Below are 18,494 nucleotides of genomic sequence, written 5' to 3'. Positions count from 1 at the left end.
TGCATGACCACAGCCCTCAGCAAGCTCCAGATCCTGCAGACGCGTTCGGTGTCCGACCTGGTGCGCGAAGAGATCCTGCGTCTGATCAAGACCGGCGAACTGGCGGCCGGGGACAAGCTCAACGAAATGATCTTCGCTCAGCACTTCAAGGTCAGCCGCGCTCCCATCCGCGAGGCCTTCCGGGGCCTGGAGGCCGCGGGCCTGGTCAAGCTGGAGAAGAACCGCGGCGTGTTCGTGCGCGAGATCGGCGAGACCGAGGCACGCGAGCTCTACGAACTGCGCGCCGCGCTGGACGAGGCCACCGGCCGCCTGCTGGCGCCGCGGGTCGGCGACCCACAGCTCAAGGAACTGCGCACCCTGCTCAAGCGCCTGGACGAGACGGCGGCGCGAGGCGACATGACCCTGTACTTCTCGTTGAACATCGATTTCCACGACCGCATCGTGGAGATGACGGGCAACGCCACCCTGCTGGAGTTCTACCGCCGCGTGATCGACCGCATGCATCTGCTGCGCCGGCGCTACTTCTCCGTCACCCACGAGAGCCAGGCCTCGCAGGACGAGCACCGCGCGATCGTCGACGCGCTGGCCACGCACGATCCCGAGCGCGCGGCCGCCACCATGCGCGCCCACGTCGGGCACGGCTACCAGCGCCTGGTGGCGGTGACCGCGCCCTGACCCATGCCGGCGCATGCTCCATGCCGGATGAATCCCGCTTGATGGATCAAGCCTGATGAACCCCACCACGCAGAACCGTCCGCGCCAGACCACGGTCGCCGGGCGCGGCCTCGAGGACTGGCTGCACAGCCACCCGCTGCTGCGCGATCTGCTCGCGCTGCGCGAAATCAGCTGGTTCAACCCGGCCGTGCAGCCGGCCGCGCGGGCGCTCGCCGGCTGCGGCCTCGGCGAGGCCGACGTGGACGAGGCGGCACGGCGCCTGCAGCGCTTCGCGCCCTGGGTGCAGCGCGTGTTTCCCGAGACCGCAGCCGCGCACGGCCTGATCGAATCCCCGCTGCGCCGCCTGCCCGCCATGCGCGAGGCCCTGCGCGCTCGCCACGGCGCCCCCCACCATGGCGAACTGTGGGTCAAACTGGACAGCCACCTGCCGATCTCCGGATCGGTGAAGGCGCGCGGAGGCATCCACGAAGTGCTGCAGCACGCCGAGAGCCTGGCGCTGGCGGCGGGGCTGCTGCGCGTGGACGACGACTACGCGCTGCTGGACGGCCCCGCGGCGCGCGAACTCTTCGCCGCCCACCGCATCGCGGTGGCCTCCACCGGAAACCTCGGCCTGTCCATCGGCATCGTCGGCGCGGCGCTGGGCTTCCAGGTCAGCGTGCACATGTCGGCGGACGCCCGCGACTGGAAAAAGCGCCTGCTGCGCGAGCGCGGCGTGCGGGTGGTGGAACACGCCAGCGACTACAGCGCCGCGGTGGGCGAAGGCCGGCGCGAGGCCGCCGCCGATGCGCGCTGCCACTTCGTGGACGACGAGAACTCGCGCCAGCTGTTCCTGGGTTACGCGGTGGCCGCGCGGCGTCTGCGGCGCCAGCTCGACGAGGCCGGCGTGCTCGTGGACGCCGAGCATCCGCTTTGGGTGCATCTGCCCTGCGGCGTCGGCGGCGCCCCCGGCGGCCTGGCCTTCGGGCTGAAGCTGGCCTTCGGCGACGCCGTGCACTGCCTGTTCGCCGAGCCCACGCACTCGCCCTGCATGCTGCTGGGCGTGTACACGGGACTGCACGATGCGGTGTCGGTGCAGGACTTCGGCATCGACAACAGAACCATCGCCGACGGCCTCGCCGTGGGCCGTGCCTCGGCCTTCGTGGGGCGCACCGTGCAGCACCTGGTCGACGGCTACTGCACCGTGAGCGACGAGGAGATGCTGGCCTTGCTGGCGCTGCTGGACCGCAGCGAAGGCCTGCGCCTGGAGCCGTCGGCGCTGGCGGGTTTCGCCGCCTGCACGCGCCTGCCGGAGTCGGCACCCTGCGCCACCCACCTGGCCTGGGCGACCGGCGGCGGCATGGTTCCCGAGGAACAGATGCGGGCCTACCTGGACGCCGGGCGCGACATCCTCACGGAAGCCTGAGGGGCCTGGCGCCCGGTCGCCCGGGCGCCCCCGTCCTACTTGCCGTAGCGGATCAGCTTCCAGGCGCCGCCGCGGATCTGCGCCACCGCCACCGCGCGCTCATCCAGCCCGTTGTGGTTGGCCGGGCCCATGTCGTAGACGCCCTGCGCGCCCGCCACGCCGTGCAGGCCCTCCAGCGCATCGCGCAGGGCCTTGCGGAAGGCCGGCAGGTCCTGCGGGCTGGCGTGCCGGAGTGCCACCGGGATGGCCTGCTCCATCATGACGCCGGCGTCCCAGGCCCCCACGCTGAACTGCGACAGCGTGTGGCGCCCGTAGGCCCCCTCGTAAGCCTGCGCGTAGCGCATGGCGGAGGCCTTGATCGGGCTCGACTCGGGCAGCTGGCGCGCCACCACTCCGGGCGACAGCGACAGCAGCGTGCCGTCGCAGTCAGCGCCGCACACCCGCAGGAAGTCCGGGTTGGCCACGCCGTGGGTCTGGTAGATCTGCCCCTTGTACCCCACCTTCCTGAGCTCGCGCTCGGGCAACGCCGCCGGGGTTCCGGAGGCGGCGATCAGCACCGCCTGCGGCTTGGCCGCCAGGATGTGCAGCACCTCGCCGGTGACCGAGGTGGCGGTGGGCTCGAAGCGCTCGACGTCGACGATGTCGATGCCCACCTTCTTGGCCTCGGTGCCGAAGTTCTGCAGCCAGTCCTCGCCCAGCGCGTTGGCGAAGCCGATGAAGGCCACCTTGCGCACCCCGTGCTGCGCCATGTACTGCGCGGTGGATTGCGCCATGAGCCCGGTGGTCTGCACCGAGTTGAACACGTACTGGCGGGGACCCTGCACCGGGAACACGATGCTCTTGCCCGAGGCCAGCGAAATGTTCGGCACCCCGGCCTGGCCCACCACGTCCACCATGGCCAGCGAGCTGGGCGTGGTGGACGCGCCGATGACCAGCGCGACCTTGTCCACGTCGATCAGCTGGCGCGTGTCCTTCACGGCCTCGGTGGGATCGGAGCGGTCGTCGAGCACCGTGTAGTCGATCTTCTGCCCGGCGATCTGCCGCGGCAGCAGGTCCAGGGTCTTTTTCTCCGGGATGCCCAGCGAGGCCGCGGGGCCGGTGAGCGACAGCACGAGGCCGACGTGCACGTCGGCCAGCGCCGGGGACACGGCGGCGGCGCACAGGGCCGCGCCGAGCGCGAGACGGGCGAAGGGTTTCAACGGGATCTCCTCGATGGTTTGTGCGGGAACGCGAAGGCTTCGGCCTGCGCGCGTCTTGTGCGTAAATTCTCTACGCTTTGCGTAATTCCTGGCGCCGGGATTACCCTGAAGCCGGCGCCGTGGGCTATAAAGGCGCCCGCGGGCGCCCCGGCCCCGGCCGGCAAGGCCCGCGCCACCCGCCCGGGCGCGCTTGCCCGGGCTCGCTCGCCCGGCGGTCCGCGCCGCCCCTTCCCTGGCCCTTCGCCGCGCCTTGCCGATGCCCCGTACGCCCGCCCCCCGCAAGTCCGCCGCCGCTCCTGGCGCTGCTGTCGCCGCCGCGCCGGCCAAGCCGCGGCGCCAGCGCGTGCAGGCTGCCGCCACCGGCGTGGCCGTGCTCAAGGCACTCGCCCGGCTGGGCGGGCGCGCCGGGCTCAGCGCGCTCGCGGCCGAAGTGGGCGAACACCCGGCCAAGGTGCACCGCTACCTGGCCAGCTTCGTCGAGGAGTGCCTGGTGTGCCAGGATCCGGGCTCCCAGCAGTACTACCTCGGCCCGGAAGCCATCCTGATCGGCGTGACGGCGATGCGCCAGGCCGACCCGGTGCGCATCGGCGAACCGGCGCTGGCGCGCCTGCGCGAGCAGCTGGAACTGACCAGTTTCCTGGCGGTCATGGGCAACAAGGGGCCCACCATCGTGCGCTTCGAGGAGCCCGTGCTGCCCGTCACCGTCAACGTGCGCGTCGGCTCGGTGATGTCGCTCCTGTGGTCGGCCACCGGGCGCGTGTTCCTGGGGCTGCGCGACGATGCCGCGATGCTGGCGCAGGCGCGCGCCGAACTGGCGCGCTCCAGCGCCGAACGGCGCGCCACCCTGGACGCCAAGGATCCGCTGGGCGCGCTGCGTCGTGAGATTCGCGCGCATCGCATGGCGGTGATCCGCGACGTCTACCTGCCTGGCATCAGCGCGGTGTCGGCTCCGCTGTTCGACGTCAACGGCGCGGTGTGCGCGGTGCTCACCGTGCTGGGTGCCAGCGGTAGCTTCGACGCCTCGCCGGACGGCGCCGTGGCGCAGGCCCTGCGCCGCGAAGCCGAGGCCTGCAGCACCCTGCTGGGCCACGGTGCCGGCGCGCCCCAGCGCCGGGGATGATGCGGCGCCCGGCTCGTGCCGGGCGCCTCCACGCGAACCGGCTCCGTGGCGCCCCGGCCCGCCACGGGTTTGCCCGCGTGCGTATTACGCTTTGCGTACTAGACTTACGCCACACGCGGAGCCTGACCATGCATCCTTCCTCCCCCATCCCCGCCGGCTGCCCGGTGCACGGCGCCCAGGGCGCCTGCCCCGCCGTCGGCGCCGAACGCTTCGACCCCTTCTCCAGCGGCTACCTCGACGACCCCGCGCAATACCTGCGCTGGGCCCGTGAGCAGCAACCGGTGTTCTTCAGCGAGGCCCTGGGCTACTGGGTGGTCACGCGCTACGAGGACGTCAAGGGCGTATTCCGCAACCACCGCGACTTCAGCCCCTCCAACGCCCTGGAAAAGCTCACGCCTCCCAGCGAGGAGGCCCAGGCCGTCATGGCCTCCTACGGCTACGCGATGAACCGCACGCTGGTCAACGAGGACGAACCGGCGCACATGGCCCGAAGGCGCCTGCTGCTGGGCCCCTTCACCCCCGAGGCGGTGCGCGAGCACGAGCCGCTGGCCCGGCGCCTGGCGCGCGAGTACGTGGACCGCTTCATCGACGCCGGACGCGTCGACCTGGTGGAAGCGATGCTGTGGGAGGTTCCGCTGACCATCGCACTGCATTTCCTGGGCATCGACGAGGAGGACATGCCCCAGCTGCGGCGCTACTCCATCGCCCACACCGTCAACACCTGGGGCCGTCCCAGCCCCGACCAGCAGCTCGCGGTGGCGCACGCCGTGGGCAACTTCTGGGCGCTGGCCGGTCGCATCCTCGACAAGATGCGCGCCGACCCCTCGGGCCCCGGCTGGATGAAATTCGGCATCCGCATGCAAGCCGAGCATCCGGACGTGGTCACGGACTCCTATCTGCACTCGATGATGATGGCGGGCATCGTCGCCGCCCACGAAACCACCGCCAACGCCACGGCGAACGCGCTGCGCCTGCTGCTCGAGCACCCCAGTGCCTGGCGCGAGATCTGCGAGGATCCCTCGCTGATTCCCAACGCCGTGGAGGAATGCCTGCGGCTTTCGGGCTCGATCATCGCCTGGCGCCGCGTGGCCCTGAACGAGGTCCGGGTCGGAGGCGTGGACCTGCCCGTCGGCTCGCGGCTGCTGATCGTGATGACCTCGGGCAACCACGACGAGGCGCGCTTCGCCGACGCCGAGCGACTCGACATCCACCGCGACAACGCGGGCGAGCACCTGTCCTTCGGCTACGGCTCGCACCAATGCATGGGCAAGAACCTGGCGCGCCTGGAACTGCAAGTGTTCCTGGAGGAACTGTCGCGGCGCCTGCCCCACATGCGCCTGGCCGGCCAGCGCTTCAGCTACGTGCCCAACATCTCCTTCCGCGGCCCCGAACACCTGTGGGTGGAGTGGGACCCGCGCGACAACCCCGAGCGTCGCGACCCGGCACGGCTGGGCGAGAGCCAGCCGGTGCGCATCGGCGAATCCACGCGCGCGGCCAGCGCCCGCCTGCTGCGCGTGGCGGGCTTGCGCCCGGTGGCCGAGCGCGTGCTGGAGATCGAGCTGCAGGCCGACGACGGCCGCCCCCTGCCGCGCTGGACCCCCGGCGCGCACGTGGACCTGGAGTGCGGCGAGACCGGCCTGACACGGCAGTATTCCCTGTGCGGCGACCCCGAGGACCCGCGCAGCCTGCGCGTGGCCGTGCTGCACGAAGCGGAGGGCCGAGGCGGCTCGCACTGGATCCACACCCGGTTGCGCGTGGGCGAGCGCGTGCGCCTGCGCGGGCCGCGCAACCACTTCGCCTTCGACGAGAGCGCCCCCGCCGCGGTGTTCGTCGCGGGCGGCATCGGCATCACGCCCATCGCGGCCATGGCGCTGCGCGCGCGCAGCCTGGGCATCGACTACGTGCTGCACTACAGCGGCCACGCGCGCGCGGCCATGGCCTACGTGGACGAACTGCGCGCGCTGCATGGCGAGCGCCTGCGCCTGCACGCCGCGGACCAGGGCGCGCGCGCCGACTACGCGCGCGAGCTGCGCGATCTGCCGCGCGGCTGCGCCGTCTACGCCTGCGGCCCGCAGCGCCTGCTCGACGCGCTGCAGGAACTGTCGGCCGCCTGGCCCCTCGGCACGCTGCGCGTGGAGCGATTCCAGGGCGCCGCCGGCGCGCTGGACCCGGCGAAGGAACACGCCTTCGACGTGGAGCTCAGCGACAGCGGCCAGCGCATCCGCGTGGCCGCCGACCAGACCCTGCTGCAGGCGCTGCGCGCCGCCAACATCGACCTGCCCAGCGACTGCTGCGAGGGCCTGTGCGGCTCCTGCGAGGTGCGCGTGCTCGAAGGCGAGGTGGACCACCGCGACGTGGTGCTCACCCCGACGGAGCGCGCCCGCCACGACAAGATGATGAGCTGCTGCTCGCGCGCCGCCAGCACGCGCCTGGTGCTCGAACTCTGAGCCGGGCGGGGCACCGCAAGCCTGACGACCCGGCGATAGGTGTGCAGCAGCCTGCCACCAGGGCCCAGCGCCAGCCCGCCGGGCATGCACCGGGGCGCTTCGTGAGGCTTGACCAGCGTGCGCGGATCGACCACCGCCACGCCGCCCAGCGCGGGCAGGCCGTCGAGTTCGGGCATCGCCACGTAGACCTTGCCCGTGCGCGCGTCCCACAGCGGCTGCTCCGGTCCGTGCGTGGCCCGCTCCCGCACCACGCGCCCGAGCACGCGGTAAGGGGGCCGCGTGAAAATGAAACTGGGAAAGGGCGGCTTGTCGGCGTTGTTGGCCGCGATCACCAGATGGTCGCGAGGGTCGAGGGCCATTTCATCCACGCGCCTGGCCCCGCCGGTGGACACGGTGGCGACAGCTGCAGGACCGACGCGAGAGCCTGTCCTCCCGGAGGCGATAGCTTCGGGTGCAAGCTGCCCCGCCCGCCCATCGACGAGCTGGCGACCTACCGGGCACAGCCCTAGCGCGAGTGCTCCGCGGTGCGGCGAAGCGCGGCGCGCTGGTCGGCGCGGTGGATCACGCGGTGCAGGACCAGCACCAGCCACACGCAGGCCATGCCGAACACCAGCGTGGCCAGGGCCCAGCCCCAGATCACGCGGTTGCCCTCGGAGGCGCTGAGGGAGCCCAGCGGACGCCCGGACATCGGCACCAGCATCCACGCCGATACGGCCGTGCCCGCCAGCACGAAGATTCCCACCGCGATGATGAACAGGTTGCGTCGCATGCGCCGCATCCTACGCGCCCCGCGCCCGGCGCGCAGCCCCGACCCTACGCGGCGTTGACCGCGCGCAGATCACCGGCCTCGCGCATCGGGGTGTCGCGCGTCTGCGCTTCGCGCGCCTGGGCCTCGCGCATCTGGGCCTCGGCCCTTTCGACCACGCGCGCGAACTCGGCCCCCGGCACCGCCTCGCTGAACAGGAAACCCTGCGCCTGGTCGCAGTGCAGGCCTTTGAGGTAGTCCTGCTGCTCGATCGTCTCGACACCCTCGGCCACCACCCGCAGTTGCAGGCGCTGCGCCAGCGCCACGATGGCCGACACGATGGCCGCGTCGTCGGCGTCGTGCTGCACGTCGCGGATGAAGCCGCGATCCACCTTGAGTTCGCTGGCAGGCAGGCGCTTGAGGTAGAGCAGGCTGGAGTAGCCGGTGCCGAAGTCGTCGATGGACACCCCCACGCCCATGGCCTCGAATTGTTTCAGGATGGCCATGCTGGCCTCGACGTTGCGCATGGCGGTGGACTCGGTCACCTCCAGCACCAGAGCACGCGGCGGCAGCGCGTGCCGGCGCAGCGCGTCGCGCACCGACTGCACCAGGCCCGGATGGTCGAACTGCAAGGCCGACAGATTCACCGCCACGCTCCAGTTCCCATGCCCCTCGGCACGCCAGACCGCGGCCTGGCGGCAGGCCTCGTCGAGCACCCAGTCGCCGATGGGCACGATCAGGCCAGCGTGTTCGGCCAGTTCCAGGAAGCGGTCGGGCGGCACGTTGCCTCGGCTGGGGCTTGCCCAGCGCAACAAGGCCTCCGCGCCCACCGCGCGGCCGCTGCGCAGGTCGAGCTTGGGCTGGTAGTGCAGGCGGAATTCCCCGCGCGCCAGCGCGCCGCGCAGTTCGGCCAGCAGTTCGAGGTTCTCCTGCGCGTTGACCAGCATCGAGGGGTCGAAGAAGTGGTGCGCGTCGCGCCCGCCCGCCTTGGCGCGGTACATCGCGGCATCGGCATGGCTGATCAGCTCCTGCACCGAATGGCCGTCCTTGGGGTACAGCGCAATGCCGATGCTGGCGGAAATGCGCAGACGGTGTCCGTCGAGCTCGAACTCCTGGCGCAGCACCGCGCCCACGCGCGCCGCCAGCGCATCGGCGTCCTCCCGGCGCACCCCCTCGGCCACGACCACGAATTCGTCGCCGCCGATGCGCGCGGCGATGTCCCCCGGGCGCATGGTCTCGCGCAGGCGCGGGCCGATCAGGCCCAGCAGGCGGTCTCCGGCCTGGTGGCCGAAGGCGTCGTTGACGGCCTTGAAACCGTCCAGGTCCACGAACAGCACGGCGCAGGCCTGCCCGCTGCGCCGGCTGTCGCGCATGGCCTGCTCCAGGCGGCGCTCCAGTTGCGGGCGGTTGGGCAGCTTGGTCAGCGCATCGTGCAGCGCCAGGAAGGCGATCTCGCCGTGCGCCTCCGACAGCGAGCTTTGCAGCAGGTCGCTGCGGGATTCGAAACGGCGGTCGAGCATGGACAACACGATGGCCGCCGCCAGCACGGCCACCGCCGCGGTCAGCACCATCGGCGCCAGGCCCTGCCCGCTCCAGCCGCCCGGCAACGCGCCGCACAGGCTGCCCTGGGGGAAGCCGGCGGCGGCCATGCCGGTGTAGTGCATGCCGGCGATGGCCGCGCCCATCAGGCTGGCGGCCCCCGCGCGCAGACGCAGGATGTGGTGCGTGCGCCGGCGCAGGCGGAAGGCGATCCACAGCGCCGCCCCCGAGGCCCCGATGGCGATGGCGATGGACAGCAGCACCAGCAGAGGGTCATAGGCGATGAAGGGGCTCATGCGCATGGCGGCCATGCCGGTGTAGTGCATGGCGGCGACGCCGCCGCCCATGCCCACGGCGCCGAAGGCCAGGCGGGTGCGCGGCAGATCGGCGCCGCTGACCAGGTACAGCGCGAAGGCCGAGGCCCCGATGGCGATGAGCAGGGACAGCAGCGTCAGCCCCGGGTCGTAGGCCAGCGGCACCGGCAGCGTGGCCGCCAGCATGCCGACGAAGTGCATGGACCAGATCCCCACGCCCATGCACAGCGCACCGCCGCCCAGCCACCAGGCGCGCGCCTGCGCCGAGCGCGCGGTGGAAATGCGCGCCGCCAGGTCCAGCGAGGTATAGGCCGCCAGCACCGCCACGAGCAGGGAGGCCAGCACGAGGGGCCAGGCGTAGGAGACGTGATCCATGAGAGGGTTCCGATGCGGCTGCGGGTGCGCACGCCGGAAGGCGTCGCGAGCGGGCTCCACCGCCGCGTGCGGATCCACGGTGACATTTTCCGGGGATTGTCACGATTCGAGGCTGGGCCGCGCCCGAGATTCATGATGCAATCGCGCATTAGTTCACGATCGAGCCGGAAGCCAGGAATCCGGCACGGGCAGGAGAGAGGCCTTGGTCAGGGGATGGGCAGCGGCGGCGCGTATCGCCATGGCAATGGGGTTGAGCTTGGCGGGCATGACGGCGGCGCGAGCCAACGTGCCGCAAGGGCAGACGGGTGCGGGCACTCCGTCGCGGGTGATCCGCCTGTGGCAACGCGATCCGCTGGCCTTGCACGCGGCCTCGGCCATCGTCGTGGACGCCGCCAGCCAGCGCGTGCTGCTGCGCAAGAACGCCGAGGCGGTGCGCCCGATCGCCTCGCTGACCAAGCTGATGACCGCCATGGTCGTGCTGGACGCGCACCAGCGCATGAACCACGTGATCACCATCCGGCGTTCCGACATCGACACCCTGAAGTGGAGCGAATCCCGCCTGCGTCCGGGCATGCGCTTCACGCGCGCACGGCTGCTGCAGCTGGCGCTGATGTCCTCGGAGAACCGCGCCGCGCATGCGCTGGCACGGCACTACCCCGGGGGCCTGGCTGCCTGCATCCGCGCGATGAACCGCAAGGCGCGCCGCCTGGGCATGCTGCACACCCATTACGTGGACCCCACCGGGCTGTGGCCCGGCGACCGTTCCAACGCGCACGACCTCGCGCTGCTGGTGGACGCCGCCACGCGCTACCCGACCATCCGCCGCGACACCACCCACGTGGGCACCGTGGTGCGGGCCGGCGGCGAGCGCCTGGTCTACCGCAACAGCGACCATCTGCTGTACGGCGGCGGCTGGCACATGGTGGTGTCCAAGACCGGCTTCATCAACGAAGCCGGTCATTGCCTGGCCTTCGATGCCTGGCTGCGCGGGCGCCGCGTGATCGTCGTGCTGCTGGGCACCTGGGGCGCCTACAACGACTTCGTCGACGCCATGCAGATCCGCGATTGGCTGCGCGAGCAAAGCCCCGAGCAGTGGGCGCGCCTGCCCGAACGCGCCCCGCCCCTGAACTGAACCAGGCAGCGTCGCCGGCACCGCGAGCCGGGCGCGCCCGGCTCGCGCGCGATCAGGCCTGCCCGGGCTGCGCCTGGGGCGGCTTGTCGAAGTCCGAGGCGTCGTGGCGCTCGGGCAGCTGCAGCGCGGCGTCGCCGAAGCTGCGGTTGACGCGGCGCCCGCGTTGCACCGGCACCCGCTGCGCCAGCTCCGCCGCCCAGCGCTGCAGGTGACGGTACTCCTGCACCTGCAGGAACTCCGCGGCGCCGTACAGCTCGCCCAGCGCCAGCTGCCCGTACCAGGGCCAGATGGCCATGTCGGCGATGGTGTAGGCCTCGCCGGCCACGTAGCGCGACTGCGCCAACCGGCGGTCCAGCACGTCGAGCTGGCGCTTGGACTCCATCGCGTAGCGATCGATCGCGTACTCGATCTTCACCGGCGCATAGGCGTAGAAGTGCCCGAAGCCGCCGCCCAGGAAGGGCGCGCTGCCCATTTGCCAGAACAGCCAGGACAGGCACTCGGCGCGCTGCGCCGGATCGGTGGGCACGAAGGCCCCGAATTTCTCGGCCAGGTACAGCAGGATGGCGCCCGACTCGAACACCCGGATGGGCTTCGGGCCGCTGCGGTCGACCAGCGCCGGGATCTTGGAATTCGGATTGATGTCCACGAAACCGCTGCCGAACTGGTCGCCCTCACCGATGCGGATCAGCCAGGCGTCGTATTCGGCACCGGCATGCCCGGCCGCCAGCAGTTCCTCGAGCAGCACCGTCACCTTCACGCCGTTGGGCGTGCCCAGCGAATACAGCTGCAGCGGATGGCGCCCCACCGGCAATTCCCGCTCGTGCGTGGCTCCGGCCACGGGACGGTTGATGTTCGCGAAGCGCCCGCCGTTGGCGGACTTCCAGGTCCACACCCGAGGCGGGGTGTAGGTGTCTTGTTCACTCATGCGCGGATCTCCAGGGCGTAGCCAGCATGAACCATAGCGCGCGAGCACGAAAGCTGCAGGGCGCGGCGCGGGCCCCGGCGCGGCGCCGCGCCGCCGGCCCACTCAGGTCGGCAGCTGCGCCACGTCCACCCAGTGGGCACCGGTGAGCCGTGCCAGACGATCGGGCTCGATGCGCAGCGCCGAGTGGATGGATCCGGCCGCCGGCAGCACCACCTCGAAGCGCCGCAGCGAGAGGTCCGCATACACCGGCAGCGGATGCGCCAGCCCGAAGGGACACACGCCGCCGACCGGATGCCCGGTCCAGTGCGCCACCTCCTCGGCCCCGAGCATCTTCGCCTTGACCCCGAAGTGCTGCTTGAACTTGCGGTTGTCCAGGCGCGCGTCGCCGCCCAGCACCACCAGCACCGCATGGTCCTTCAGCCACAGCGACAGGGTCTTGGCGATCTGCGCCGGCAGCACGCCGTGCGCGGTGGCCGCCGCGCTCACCGTCGCGGTGGGCTCGGAACTCTCCAGCACCTCGATATCGGGTGCGTGCTCGCCGAGGAAGGCGCGTACCGATTCCAGGCTCATGCCGCCCTGCCCCGCTGCGCGTCCAGGCCGCGCACGAAGCCGGCCAGGCGCCGCAGGCCTTCGCTCAGCTGCTCGCGCGACGCCGCGTAGGACAGGCGCACGTGGCGGCTCGCCCCGCATTCGCCGAAATCGTGGCCCGGCGTGAGCGCCACCCCGGCCTCGTCCAGCGCGCGCTCGCAAAAGCGCATGGAATCCAGCCGCGTCGAGCCGACGTCGATGTAGACGTAGAAGGCGCCGTCGGGCTCCACCGGCACCTGCAGGCCGGCTTCGCGCAGGCCCTCCAGCACCAGGCGCCGGCGCGCGGCGAATTCGGCGCGGCGCTGCTCGCACACGGCGATCGCCTCGGGGGTGAAGCAGGCCAGCGCGGCGTGCTGCGCCAGCGTCGAGGGGCAGATGTAGTAGTTCTGCGCCAGACGCTCGACCACGGGCACCATCTCCGGCGGCACCACGCACCAGCCCAGGCGCCAGCCGGTCATGCCGAAGTACTTGGAAAAGCTGTTGATCACCACCGCCTCGTCGTCCCAGGCCAGCACGCTGGGCGCGGGCCGTCCCGAGGCATCGCCGTCGGCCAGGTCCAGGTAGATCTCGTCGACCACGCGCCAGGCGCCGCGCTCGCGCGCGAACTCGCACATCGCCCGGAGCTGCTCCGGCGGCGCCGAGGTGCCCGTGGGGTTGGACGGCGTGGCGATCATCAGCCCGCGGGTGCGCTCGCTCCAGTGCCGGCGCACCAGCGCCTCGTCGAGCTGGAAACGCGTGGAGGCGTCGGTGGGCACCAGGCGCACGTCGGCGCCGAAACCGGCCAGGAACTGGCGGTTGCAGGGATAGGAGGGATCGCCCACCAGCACCTCGTCGCCGGCGTCGACCAGCGCCGCGGTCACCAGCAGCAAGGCCGCGGAGGCCCCGGCGGTGACCACCACGCGCCGCGGGTCCAACTGCAGGCCGTGCGCGCGCAGGTAGAAGCCGGCGATGGCCTCGCGCAGCTCGGGCAGGCCCAGCGCGGCGGTATAGGTCAGGCGCGTGCCCTGCGCGGCCCGCGCCGCGGCTTCCAGCACCTGGGGCGGCGCCCCGAAATCCGGCTCGCCGATGTTGAGCCGCACCACCGAGCGTCCGCCGGCTTCCAGTTCGGCGGCGCGCTTGCCGAACTCCATGGCGAGAAAAGGCGCGATGGCCTGGGCACGTGCCGAGAATTTCAGGGTCATGCGAAAGCTTCCTTGGGTGGGCGCGCGGGCAGCAGCCCGCATCGCATCGTCCTTGTCGGATCGTCCTTGTCAGATCGCCTGCGCCGGGCGCCGGCGCTGCGCGGGGCGCACCACCGCCAGGTAGGTGAGCAGCGCGCAGGTGGAGCAGAGCATCATGGTCAGGCTCATCGAGTGCGCGCTGCGGCCGTCGTCGAACCAGGCCACCATCGCGGAGGCGGCGGAACCGGTGGCCATCTGCACGAATCCGAGCGAGGCGCCGGCCACGCCCGCGATATGGGGCATGGGATGCAAGGCCCCGTGCACCGCGCTGGGAGACAGAAGCCCGTAGGAGAAGGTGCCCAGCAGCAGCGGCGGCACGTAGGCGCCCAGCCCGGCCCGCGGCAACCAGCCCAGCGCGAACACCATGCACGCGGCGACCATCGCGCCGCCCAGGCCGACGGCCAGCGGAAGATGGCCCGGCACGTGGCGGCGCCCCAGGTAGCCGCTGGTGCTGGCGCCGGCCACGATACCCAGCGCGGTGCAGGAGAACACGATGCCGTACTGCACCGGCGTCAGGCCCAGTACGCGGGTCATCAGCAGCGGCGAGCCGGCGACGTAGGCGAACAGGCTGCCGAAGGCCAGCGCATTGACCATCGCGTGCCCGAAGGCCTCGGGGTGGGCCAGCATGTCGCGGTAGTTCGCCGCCAGCCGGCGCAGGCGCAGCGCGTGCGGATCAGGTCGGCGCAGGCTCTCGCCCAGGCCTCGCCAGGCCACCAGCGTGACCAGGCAGCCGAAGCCGGTGAGCGACGCGTAGATGCCGCGCCAGGAGGACACGCGCAGCATCCACGCGCCGATGCTCGGCGCCAGGATGGGCGCGATGGCGCGGATCAGGTTCAGGGTGGACAGGTGGCTGCGCGCCCGCGAGCCCTCGTACAGATCGCGCACCACGGCCAGTACCACCACCATGCCGGCTCCCGCGCCGCAGCCGGCCAGCAGACGCGCGGCCAGCAGCGTGCCCATGCCCGGCGCGAAGGTGCAGGCGGCGCTGCCCACGCTGAACAGCACGCAGCCGCCGAGCAGCGTCGGGCGCCGCCCGAAGCGGTCCGACAGCGGCCCGAAAGCCAGTTGCGCGAGCGAGAAGCCGGCCAGGAACAGGCTCAGGGTCAGCGTGGCGTCGCGTTGCGGCGCGTGCAGCGCGACGGCCAGGCTCGGCAGCGCCGGCAGCCCCATGTCGATGGACAAGGCGACCATCGCGCTCAAGGCGCCCAGCAGCACGGGCAACAGGGGGGAATCGGCGGGTATTCGACGCATGGCCCCGATTCTAGGAGGCGCCGCAGCGGGCCGCTGGCTACACTTCGCCCTGAGCGGCCGCCCTGGCCCTGCGCGCCCGCTCGCCCGCTCGCCCCCGGAAAGGCCTTCCGGCCCCGCCTCCGGGCGCTCCGTAGCCGCCGTTCGCCCATGTCGTCCCCAACACCCCGCTCCGCTCCTTCCCTGCTCACCGCCCGCGGGCGCTTCGAGGCCGCGCGGCGCCTGCCGCGCCTGCCCAGCGGCCACCGCGCGCACGCCCTGCACGGCCACGGCTTCCAGCTGCGGGCCCAGCTGCCCGAAGCGGCGCTGCCCGCGCCACCCGGCGGGGAAGTGCAGGCGATGCGCGAGCACCTGGCGCGGGCGCTGGACCCGCTGGGCTACAGCGACCTCAACCAGCTACTGGAGCACCCGGACGACGCCGCGCTGGCGGCCTGGCTGGCCGCGCGCCTGCGCACCGATGCGGCGCCGGCGGCCCTGGAACTGCGCAGCACCCCGTTCCAGGGCGTGCGCAGCGACGCGCAGGGCACGCTGCTGAGCCTGCGGCGCTACCGTTTCCAGGCCGCGCACTTCCTGCCCCGGGTTCCCGCGGGACACAAGTGCGGGCGCATGCACGGCCACGGCTTCGAGGTCGAGCTGTGCGCGGCCGGCACCGGCCACGACACCCTCGACGCGCACTGGGCGCCGCTGGCCGCGCGTCTGGACCATGTGCTGCTCAACGACATCGAGGGCCTGGACAACCCCACCAGCGAAGTGCTGGCGGCCTGGATCTGGCAGCGCCTGCGCCCCTCGCTGGACACCCTGCGCAGCGTGTCCGTGTTCGAGACCGGCTCCTCCGGCGCGCGCTACGACGGCCGGGGCTACCGCATCTGGAAGGAGTTCAGCCTGGACAGCGCGGTGCGCGTGCGCCGCGCGCCCGCCGGCAGCGCGCAGGCCCGGCTGCACGGCCAGACCTTCCGCCTGCGCCTGGGCCTGAGCGCGCCGCTGGATCAGGTGCTGGGCTGGGTGGTGGACTTCGGCGACGTCAAGACCTTGTTCCGCCCGCTGTTCGAACGCCTGGACCACCAGCCGCTGTACGACATCGACGGGCTGGACGACACCGACACCTGTACGCTGGCACACTGGATCCTGCGCGCGTGCCAACCGCAGCTCGCGGCCCTCGACGCGGTGCGCCTGCTCGAGGCCGACGGCTGCGGGGCCGTCGCAGGCGAGGCCCCATGAAAACCACCGACCCCACCCCCCTGCCGCCGGACCTCCCGCAAAGCCCCTGCGTGGGCATCTGCTCGGCCTGCTTCGACGACGTCTGCCGCGGCTGCGGACGCACGCTGACGGAAATTTCCAACTGGCTGTTCATGAGCGACGCCGAGCGCCAGGCCATCTGGCGCCGCGTGCTCGCGCAGGGATGGCAGCCGCGGCGCCAGGGGCGCCGTTCCTGAGATGACCCAGACCTCTCCCGCCGACGGCTTGGACGCGGCCACGCGCGATTTCCTGCGCCGCACGCGCACGCGCGGGCGCCAGCCCCTGAGCGGACTGAGCGTGCAGCAGGCACGCCAGTTCCCCAGCTGGTTCGAGCTGCTGTTCGGACCGGCACCCGCGCTGGCGCGCATGCGCCACCTGAGCGTGCCCGCGCTGGACGGCACGCCGCTGCACGCACGCCTGTACGCCGACGACCCAGCGGCCGACTGCCTGGTCGTGTACTTCCACGGCGGCGGCTGGGTGCTCGGCTCGGTGGCGGCCTTCGAACCCTACACGGCGTTGCTGGCGCAACGCACCGGCACGGCGGTGCTGTCGGTGGACTACCGCCTGGCTCCCGAGCACCCCTTCCCCACCCCGGTGGACGATGCCGAGGCCGCGCTGCGCTTCGGCGCCGCCGAGGGCGCGCGCCTGCTGGGCCGGCCGCTGCGCCGCCTCGTGGTCATGGGCGACAGCGCCGGCGCCACGCTGGCCACGGTGGCGGCGCGCCGCCTGGCCGCCGCGGCGGGCACGCGCGGCGCCGACCTGCAGGTGCTGGTCTATCCGGTCACCGACGCCGGCTTCGACACGCCGAGTTACCGGGACTTCGCCGAGGGCTACCTGCTCACGGCTGCCGACATGCACTGGTTCTGGAACCACTATTGCGCCGATCCCTCGCTGCGCATGGACCCCGACGCATCGCCCTTGCACGGCGACCGGCTGCACGTGCTGCCGCCCACCCTGCTGTTCAGCGCCGAGCTCGACCCCTTGCGCGACGAGGGCGAACGCTACGCCGCGCGCCTGCGCGAGGCCGGGGTGGACTGCGAGATGCAGCGCTGCCCCGGCGTGCTGCACAGTTTCCTGGCCATGGCCAACACCCTGCCCGCCGCGCGCGAGGCCTTCGACCAGATCTGCCGCCGCATGCGCGAGCGCCTGGCCTGAGGCCTGTGCCGTGGCCGGGTGCGGCCCCGGCGCGAGGCGTGGCGTGAAATCGGTCACGCAAACGGCGTTTTCCTGGGCTGCGCGGGCGCCACGGCGCCCCGCTGACGCCGAGAATGGTGCACAGGGACAGGCCCCGGCAACCGCCGCGCGCCCGCCGTCCGCCCACTGCCGGGGAACGCACGATGGAGACCTTGCTCGATTTTCTGCAGCTCAGCGCCGACGAGACGCGTGCGCTGCGCGAGCATGCGCCGGCGCTGCTGGCACGCACGGACGCCGCCTGCGCGGCCTTCGAGACCCAGGCGCGCGCGCTGCTCGGGCGCGGCGAGATGCTCGAGGCGCTGGGCGAGGACGCGCTGGCGCAATTGCTGGAATTGCACGCCGCCCATTACCGCGAACTGCTGGCGCCTCACTACACGCCCGAGCTGCAGCAGCGCATGCTCGAGACCGGCAAGCTGTTCCACGCCTGGGGCCTGGGCCCGCTGTGGATCATGACCATGTCCTCGGGCTTCGCCGCCGATTTCGAACTCTTCGCGGCGGGCATGTCGCTGCAGCAGCGCCGCCCGCTGATGGGCGCGCTGTACAAGCGCCTGCGCCGCGACGAGGCCTGGCAGCTCGAGGGCTACCGCGAGGCCGGTGACGGACTGCGCCAGCGCCTGGAGCAAAGCCCGCTGCGCGACGGCCTGACCGGGCTGCTCAACCGCGCCGCGCTGGACGAGATGCTGCCCCCCGCGCTGGAGCGCAGCCGGCGCAGCGGCCAGCGCCTGGCCGTGGCCGTGCTGGATTTCGACGCCTTCGAGGAGCTCAATGCGGCCCACGGGCGCGCCGCCGGCGACGCCGTGCTGCGACAGTTCACGCAGCGCCTGCAGCGCGCGCTGCGCAAGACCGACCTGGTCGTGCGCAGCGACGGCGACGAGTTCGTGCTGGTGCTCGAAGGCATCCAGGGCATGCACAACATCGCCCCGCTCCTGGAACGCCTGCAGCTGGACTTCGACGTGCCCTATGCGCTGTCCGACGCGCTGTTCTGGCAGTGCCCGATCAGCATGGGCGTGACCCTGTTCCCCGACGATCCCGGCGAGGCCGCGGATCTGGTGCTGCATGCGAAATGCGCGATGCAGCAGGTCAAGGCCACCAAGTCGCAGCGCGAATTCTTCTGGGCCTTCTACCGCGCCTGAGG

At 72.1% G+C, this 18,494-nt stretch carries 16 protein-coding genes and 1 pseudogene; 10 read left to right on the top strand and 7 right to left on the bottom strand.

Translation table 11 applies throughout. From position 1 onward, the window contains the following. Positions 1–3: 3 nt before the first annotated feature. Complete coding sequence (locus D466_RS0108385) at positions 4–675, top strand: FCD domain-containing protein (protein ID WP_018913268.1); 672 nt, start codon at positions 4–6, stop codon at positions 673–675. A 55-nt stretch (positions 676–730) separates the two neighbouring features. Beyond that, positions 731–2,077, top strand: coding sequence for a D-serine ammonia-lyase (locus D466_RS0108380; protein WP_018913267.1), 1,347 nt, complete (start codon positions 731–733; stop codon positions 2,075–2,077). Positions 2,078–2,112: 35 nt separating this feature from the next. Here the strand turns inward: D466_RS0108380 and D466_RS0108375 are convergent, their stop codons facing one another. Next, positions 2,113–3,276 carry an ABC transporter substrate-binding protein gene (locus D466_RS0108375; RefSeq protein WP_018913266.1) on the bottom strand — a complete coding sequence of 388 codons (1,164 nt, stop codon included), beginning with the start codon at positions 3,274–3,276 and terminating at the stop codon, positions 2,113–2,115. A gap of 256 nt (positions 3,277–3,532) precedes the next feature. On the opposite strand from D466_RS0108375, the gene D466_RS0108370 reads away from it, so the two are divergent. Next, positions 3,533–4,396 carry an IclR family transcriptional regulator gene (locus D466_RS0108370; RefSeq protein ID WP_081629889.1) on the top strand — a complete coding sequence of 288 codons (864 nt, stop codon included), beginning with the start codon at positions 3,533–3,535 and terminating at the stop codon, positions 4,394–4,396. A 128-nt stretch (positions 4,397–4,524) separates the two neighbouring features. Continuing rightward, entirely contained in the window at positions 4,525–6,843 is a 2,319-nt protein-coding gene (locus tag D466_RS0108365) for a cytochrome P450/oxidoreductase (RefSeq protein WP_018913264.1), read from the top strand. A 505-nt stretch (positions 6,844–7,348) separates the two neighbouring features. Here the strand turns inward: D466_RS0108365 and D466_RS0108360 are convergent. Further along, entirely contained in the window at positions 7,349–7,612 is a 264-nt protein-coding gene (locus tag D466_RS0108360) for a hypothetical protein (RefSeq protein WP_018913263.1), read from the bottom strand. A gap of 44 nt (positions 7,613–7,656) precedes the next feature. Beyond that, the gene (locus D466_RS21140; protein WP_018913262.1) at positions 7,657–9,816 is read right to left on the bottom strand and encodes a bifunctional diguanylate cyclase/phosphodiesterase; all 2,160 of its coding nucleotides are present in this window, start codon (positions 9,814–9,816) and stop codon (positions 7,657–7,659) included. A 265-nt stretch (positions 9,817–10,081) separates the two neighbouring features. Between D466_RS21140 and D466_RS21135 the strand changes: the two genes are divergently transcribed. Continuing rightward, positions 10,082–10,948, top strand: coding sequence for a serine hydrolase (locus D466_RS21135; RefSeq protein ID WP_018913261.1), 867 nt, complete (start codon positions 10,082–10,084; stop codon positions 10,946–10,948). Positions 10,949–11,000: 52 nt separating this feature from the next. Here the strand turns inward: D466_RS21135 and yghU are convergent, their stop codons facing one another. The 4 genes from yghU to D466_RS0108330 all read right to left on the bottom strand — a co-directional run bounded on the left by yghU (position 11,001) and on the right by D466_RS0108330 (position 14,932). Further along, on the bottom strand, positions 11,001–11,873 hold the full coding sequence (gene yghU / locus D466_RS0108345; RefSeq protein ID WP_018913260.1) for a glutathione-dependent disulfide-bond oxidoreductase: 873 nt from the start codon (positions 11,871–11,873) through the stop codon (positions 11,001–11,003). A 102-nt stretch (positions 11,874–11,975) separates the two neighbouring features. Continuing rightward, the gene (locus D466_RS0108340) at positions 11,976–12,443 is read right to left on the bottom strand and encodes a YbaK/EbsC family protein (protein ID WP_018913259.1); all 468 of its coding nucleotides are present in this window, start codon (positions 12,441–12,443) and stop codon (positions 11,976–11,978) included. Then, positions 12,440–13,642 carry a pyridoxal phosphate-dependent aminotransferase gene (locus D466_RS0108335; RefSeq protein ID WP_018913258.1) on the bottom strand — a complete coding sequence of 401 codons (1,203 nt, stop codon included), beginning with the start codon at positions 13,640–13,642 and terminating at the stop codon, positions 12,440–12,442. Before D466_RS0108335 ends, D466_RS0108340 begins: the two co-directional genes overlap by 4 nt. Positions 13,643–13,711: 69 nt before the next feature. Continuing rightward, on the bottom strand, positions 13,712–14,932 hold the full coding sequence (locus D466_RS0108330; protein ID WP_081629887.1) for a multidrug effflux MFS transporter: 1,221 nt from the start codon (positions 14,930–14,932) through the stop codon (positions 13,712–13,714). A 525-nt stretch (positions 14,933–15,457) separates the two neighbouring features. Between D466_RS0108330 and D466_RS25035 the strand changes: the two are divergent. From D466_RS25035 to D466_RS0108310, 5 genes and pseudogenes are all read left to right on the top strand, one after another. Then, positions 15,458–15,781: pseudogene (locus D466_RS25035) on the top strand (6-pyruvoyl tetrahydropterin synthase family protein); the annotation flags it as partial. 42 nt (positions 15,782–15,823) lie between these two features. Continuing rightward, complete coding sequence (locus tag D466_RS25030) at positions 15,824–16,147, top strand: 6-pyruvoyl tetrahydropterin synthase family protein (protein WP_369759412.1); 324 nt, start codon at positions 15,824–15,826, stop codon at positions 16,145–16,147. Continuing rightward, on the top strand, positions 16,144–16,362 hold the full coding sequence (locus D466_RS0108320) for a DUF1289 domain-containing protein (RefSeq protein ID WP_018913255.1): 219 nt from the start codon (positions 16,144–16,146) through the stop codon (positions 16,360–16,362). The genes D466_RS25030 and D466_RS0108320 overlap by 4 nt, the downstream gene beginning before the upstream one ends. 1 nt (position 16,363) lies before the next feature. Further along, the gene (locus D466_RS0108315; protein ID WP_018913254.1) at positions 16,364–17,320 is read left to right on the top strand and encodes an alpha/beta hydrolase; all 957 of its coding nucleotides are present in this window, start codon (positions 16,364–16,366) and stop codon (positions 17,318–17,320) included. 182 nt (positions 17,321–17,502) lie between these two features. Further along, the gene (locus D466_RS0108310; protein ID WP_018913253.1) at positions 17,503–18,492 is read left to right on the top strand and encodes a GGDEF domain-containing protein; all 990 of its coding nucleotides are present in this window, start codon (positions 17,503–17,505) and stop codon (positions 18,490–18,492) included. Positions 18,493–18,494: the final 2 nt, after the last annotated feature.

Origin of the sequence: Thiomonas sp. FB-6, assembly GCF_000377645.1 — a bacterium.
Lineage (GTDB): Bacteria > Pseudomonadota > Gammaproteobacteria > Burkholderiales > Burkholderiaceae_C > Thiomonas_A.
This window is presented reverse-complemented; position numbering and strand designations above follow the sequence as displayed.

Bases quoted from the DNA above. Each gene is read 5' to 3' on its own strand.
- D466_RS0108380 (WP_018913267.1), top strand. From the start codon at position 731: ATGAACCCCACCACGCAGAACCGTCCGCGCCAGACCACGGTCGCCGGG.
- D466_RS0108340 (WP_018913259.1), bottom strand. From the start codon at position 12,443: ATGAGCCTGGAATCGGTACGCGCCTTCCTCGGCGAGCACGCACCCGAT.
- D466_RS0108335 (WP_018913258.1), bottom strand. From the start codon at position 13,642: ATGACCCTGAAATTCTCGGCACGTGCCCAGGCCATCGCGCCTTTTCTC.
- D466_RS0108365 (WP_018913264.1), top strand. From the start codon at position 4,525: ATGCATCCTTCCTCCCCCATCCCCGCCGGCTGCCCGGTGCACGGCGCC.
- D466_RS0108310 (WP_018913253.1), top strand. From the start codon at position 17,503: ATGGAGACCTTGCTCGATTTTCTGCAGCTCAGCGCCGACGAGACGCGT.
- D466_RS21135 (WP_018913261.1), top strand. From the start codon at position 10,082: ATGACGGCGGCGCGAGCCAACGTGCCGCAAGGGCAGACGGGTGCGGGC.
- D466_RS0108360 (WP_018913263.1), bottom strand. From the start codon at position 7,612: ATGCGACGCAACCTGTTCATCATCGCGGTGGGAATCTTCGTGCTGGCG.
- D466_RS21140 (WP_018913262.1), bottom strand. From the start codon at position 9,816: ATGGATCACGTCTCCTACGCCTGGCCCCTCGTGCTGGCCTCCCTGCTC.
- yghU (WP_018913260.1), bottom strand. From the start codon at position 11,873: ATGAGTGAACAAGACACCTACACCCCGCCTCGGGTGTGGACCTGGAAG.
- D466_RS0108320 (WP_018913255.1), top strand. From the start codon at position 16,144: ATGAAAACCACCGACCCCACCCCCCTGCCGCCGGACCTCCCGCAAAGC.
- D466_RS0108330 (WP_081629887.1), bottom strand. From the start codon at position 14,932: ATGCGTCGAATACCCGCCGATTCCCCCCTGTTGCCCGTGCTGCTGGGC.
- D466_RS0108385 (WP_018913268.1), top strand. From the start codon at position 4: ATGACCACAGCCCTCAGCAAGCTCCAGATCCTGCAGACGCGTTCGGTG.
- D466_RS0108315 (WP_018913254.1), top strand. From the start codon at position 16,364: ATGACCCAGACCTCTCCCGCCGACGGCTTGGACGCGGCCACGCGCGAT.
- D466_RS0108370 (WP_081629889.1), top strand. From the start codon at position 3,533: ATGCCCCGTACGCCCGCCCCCCGCAAGTCCGCCGCCGCTCCTGGCGCT.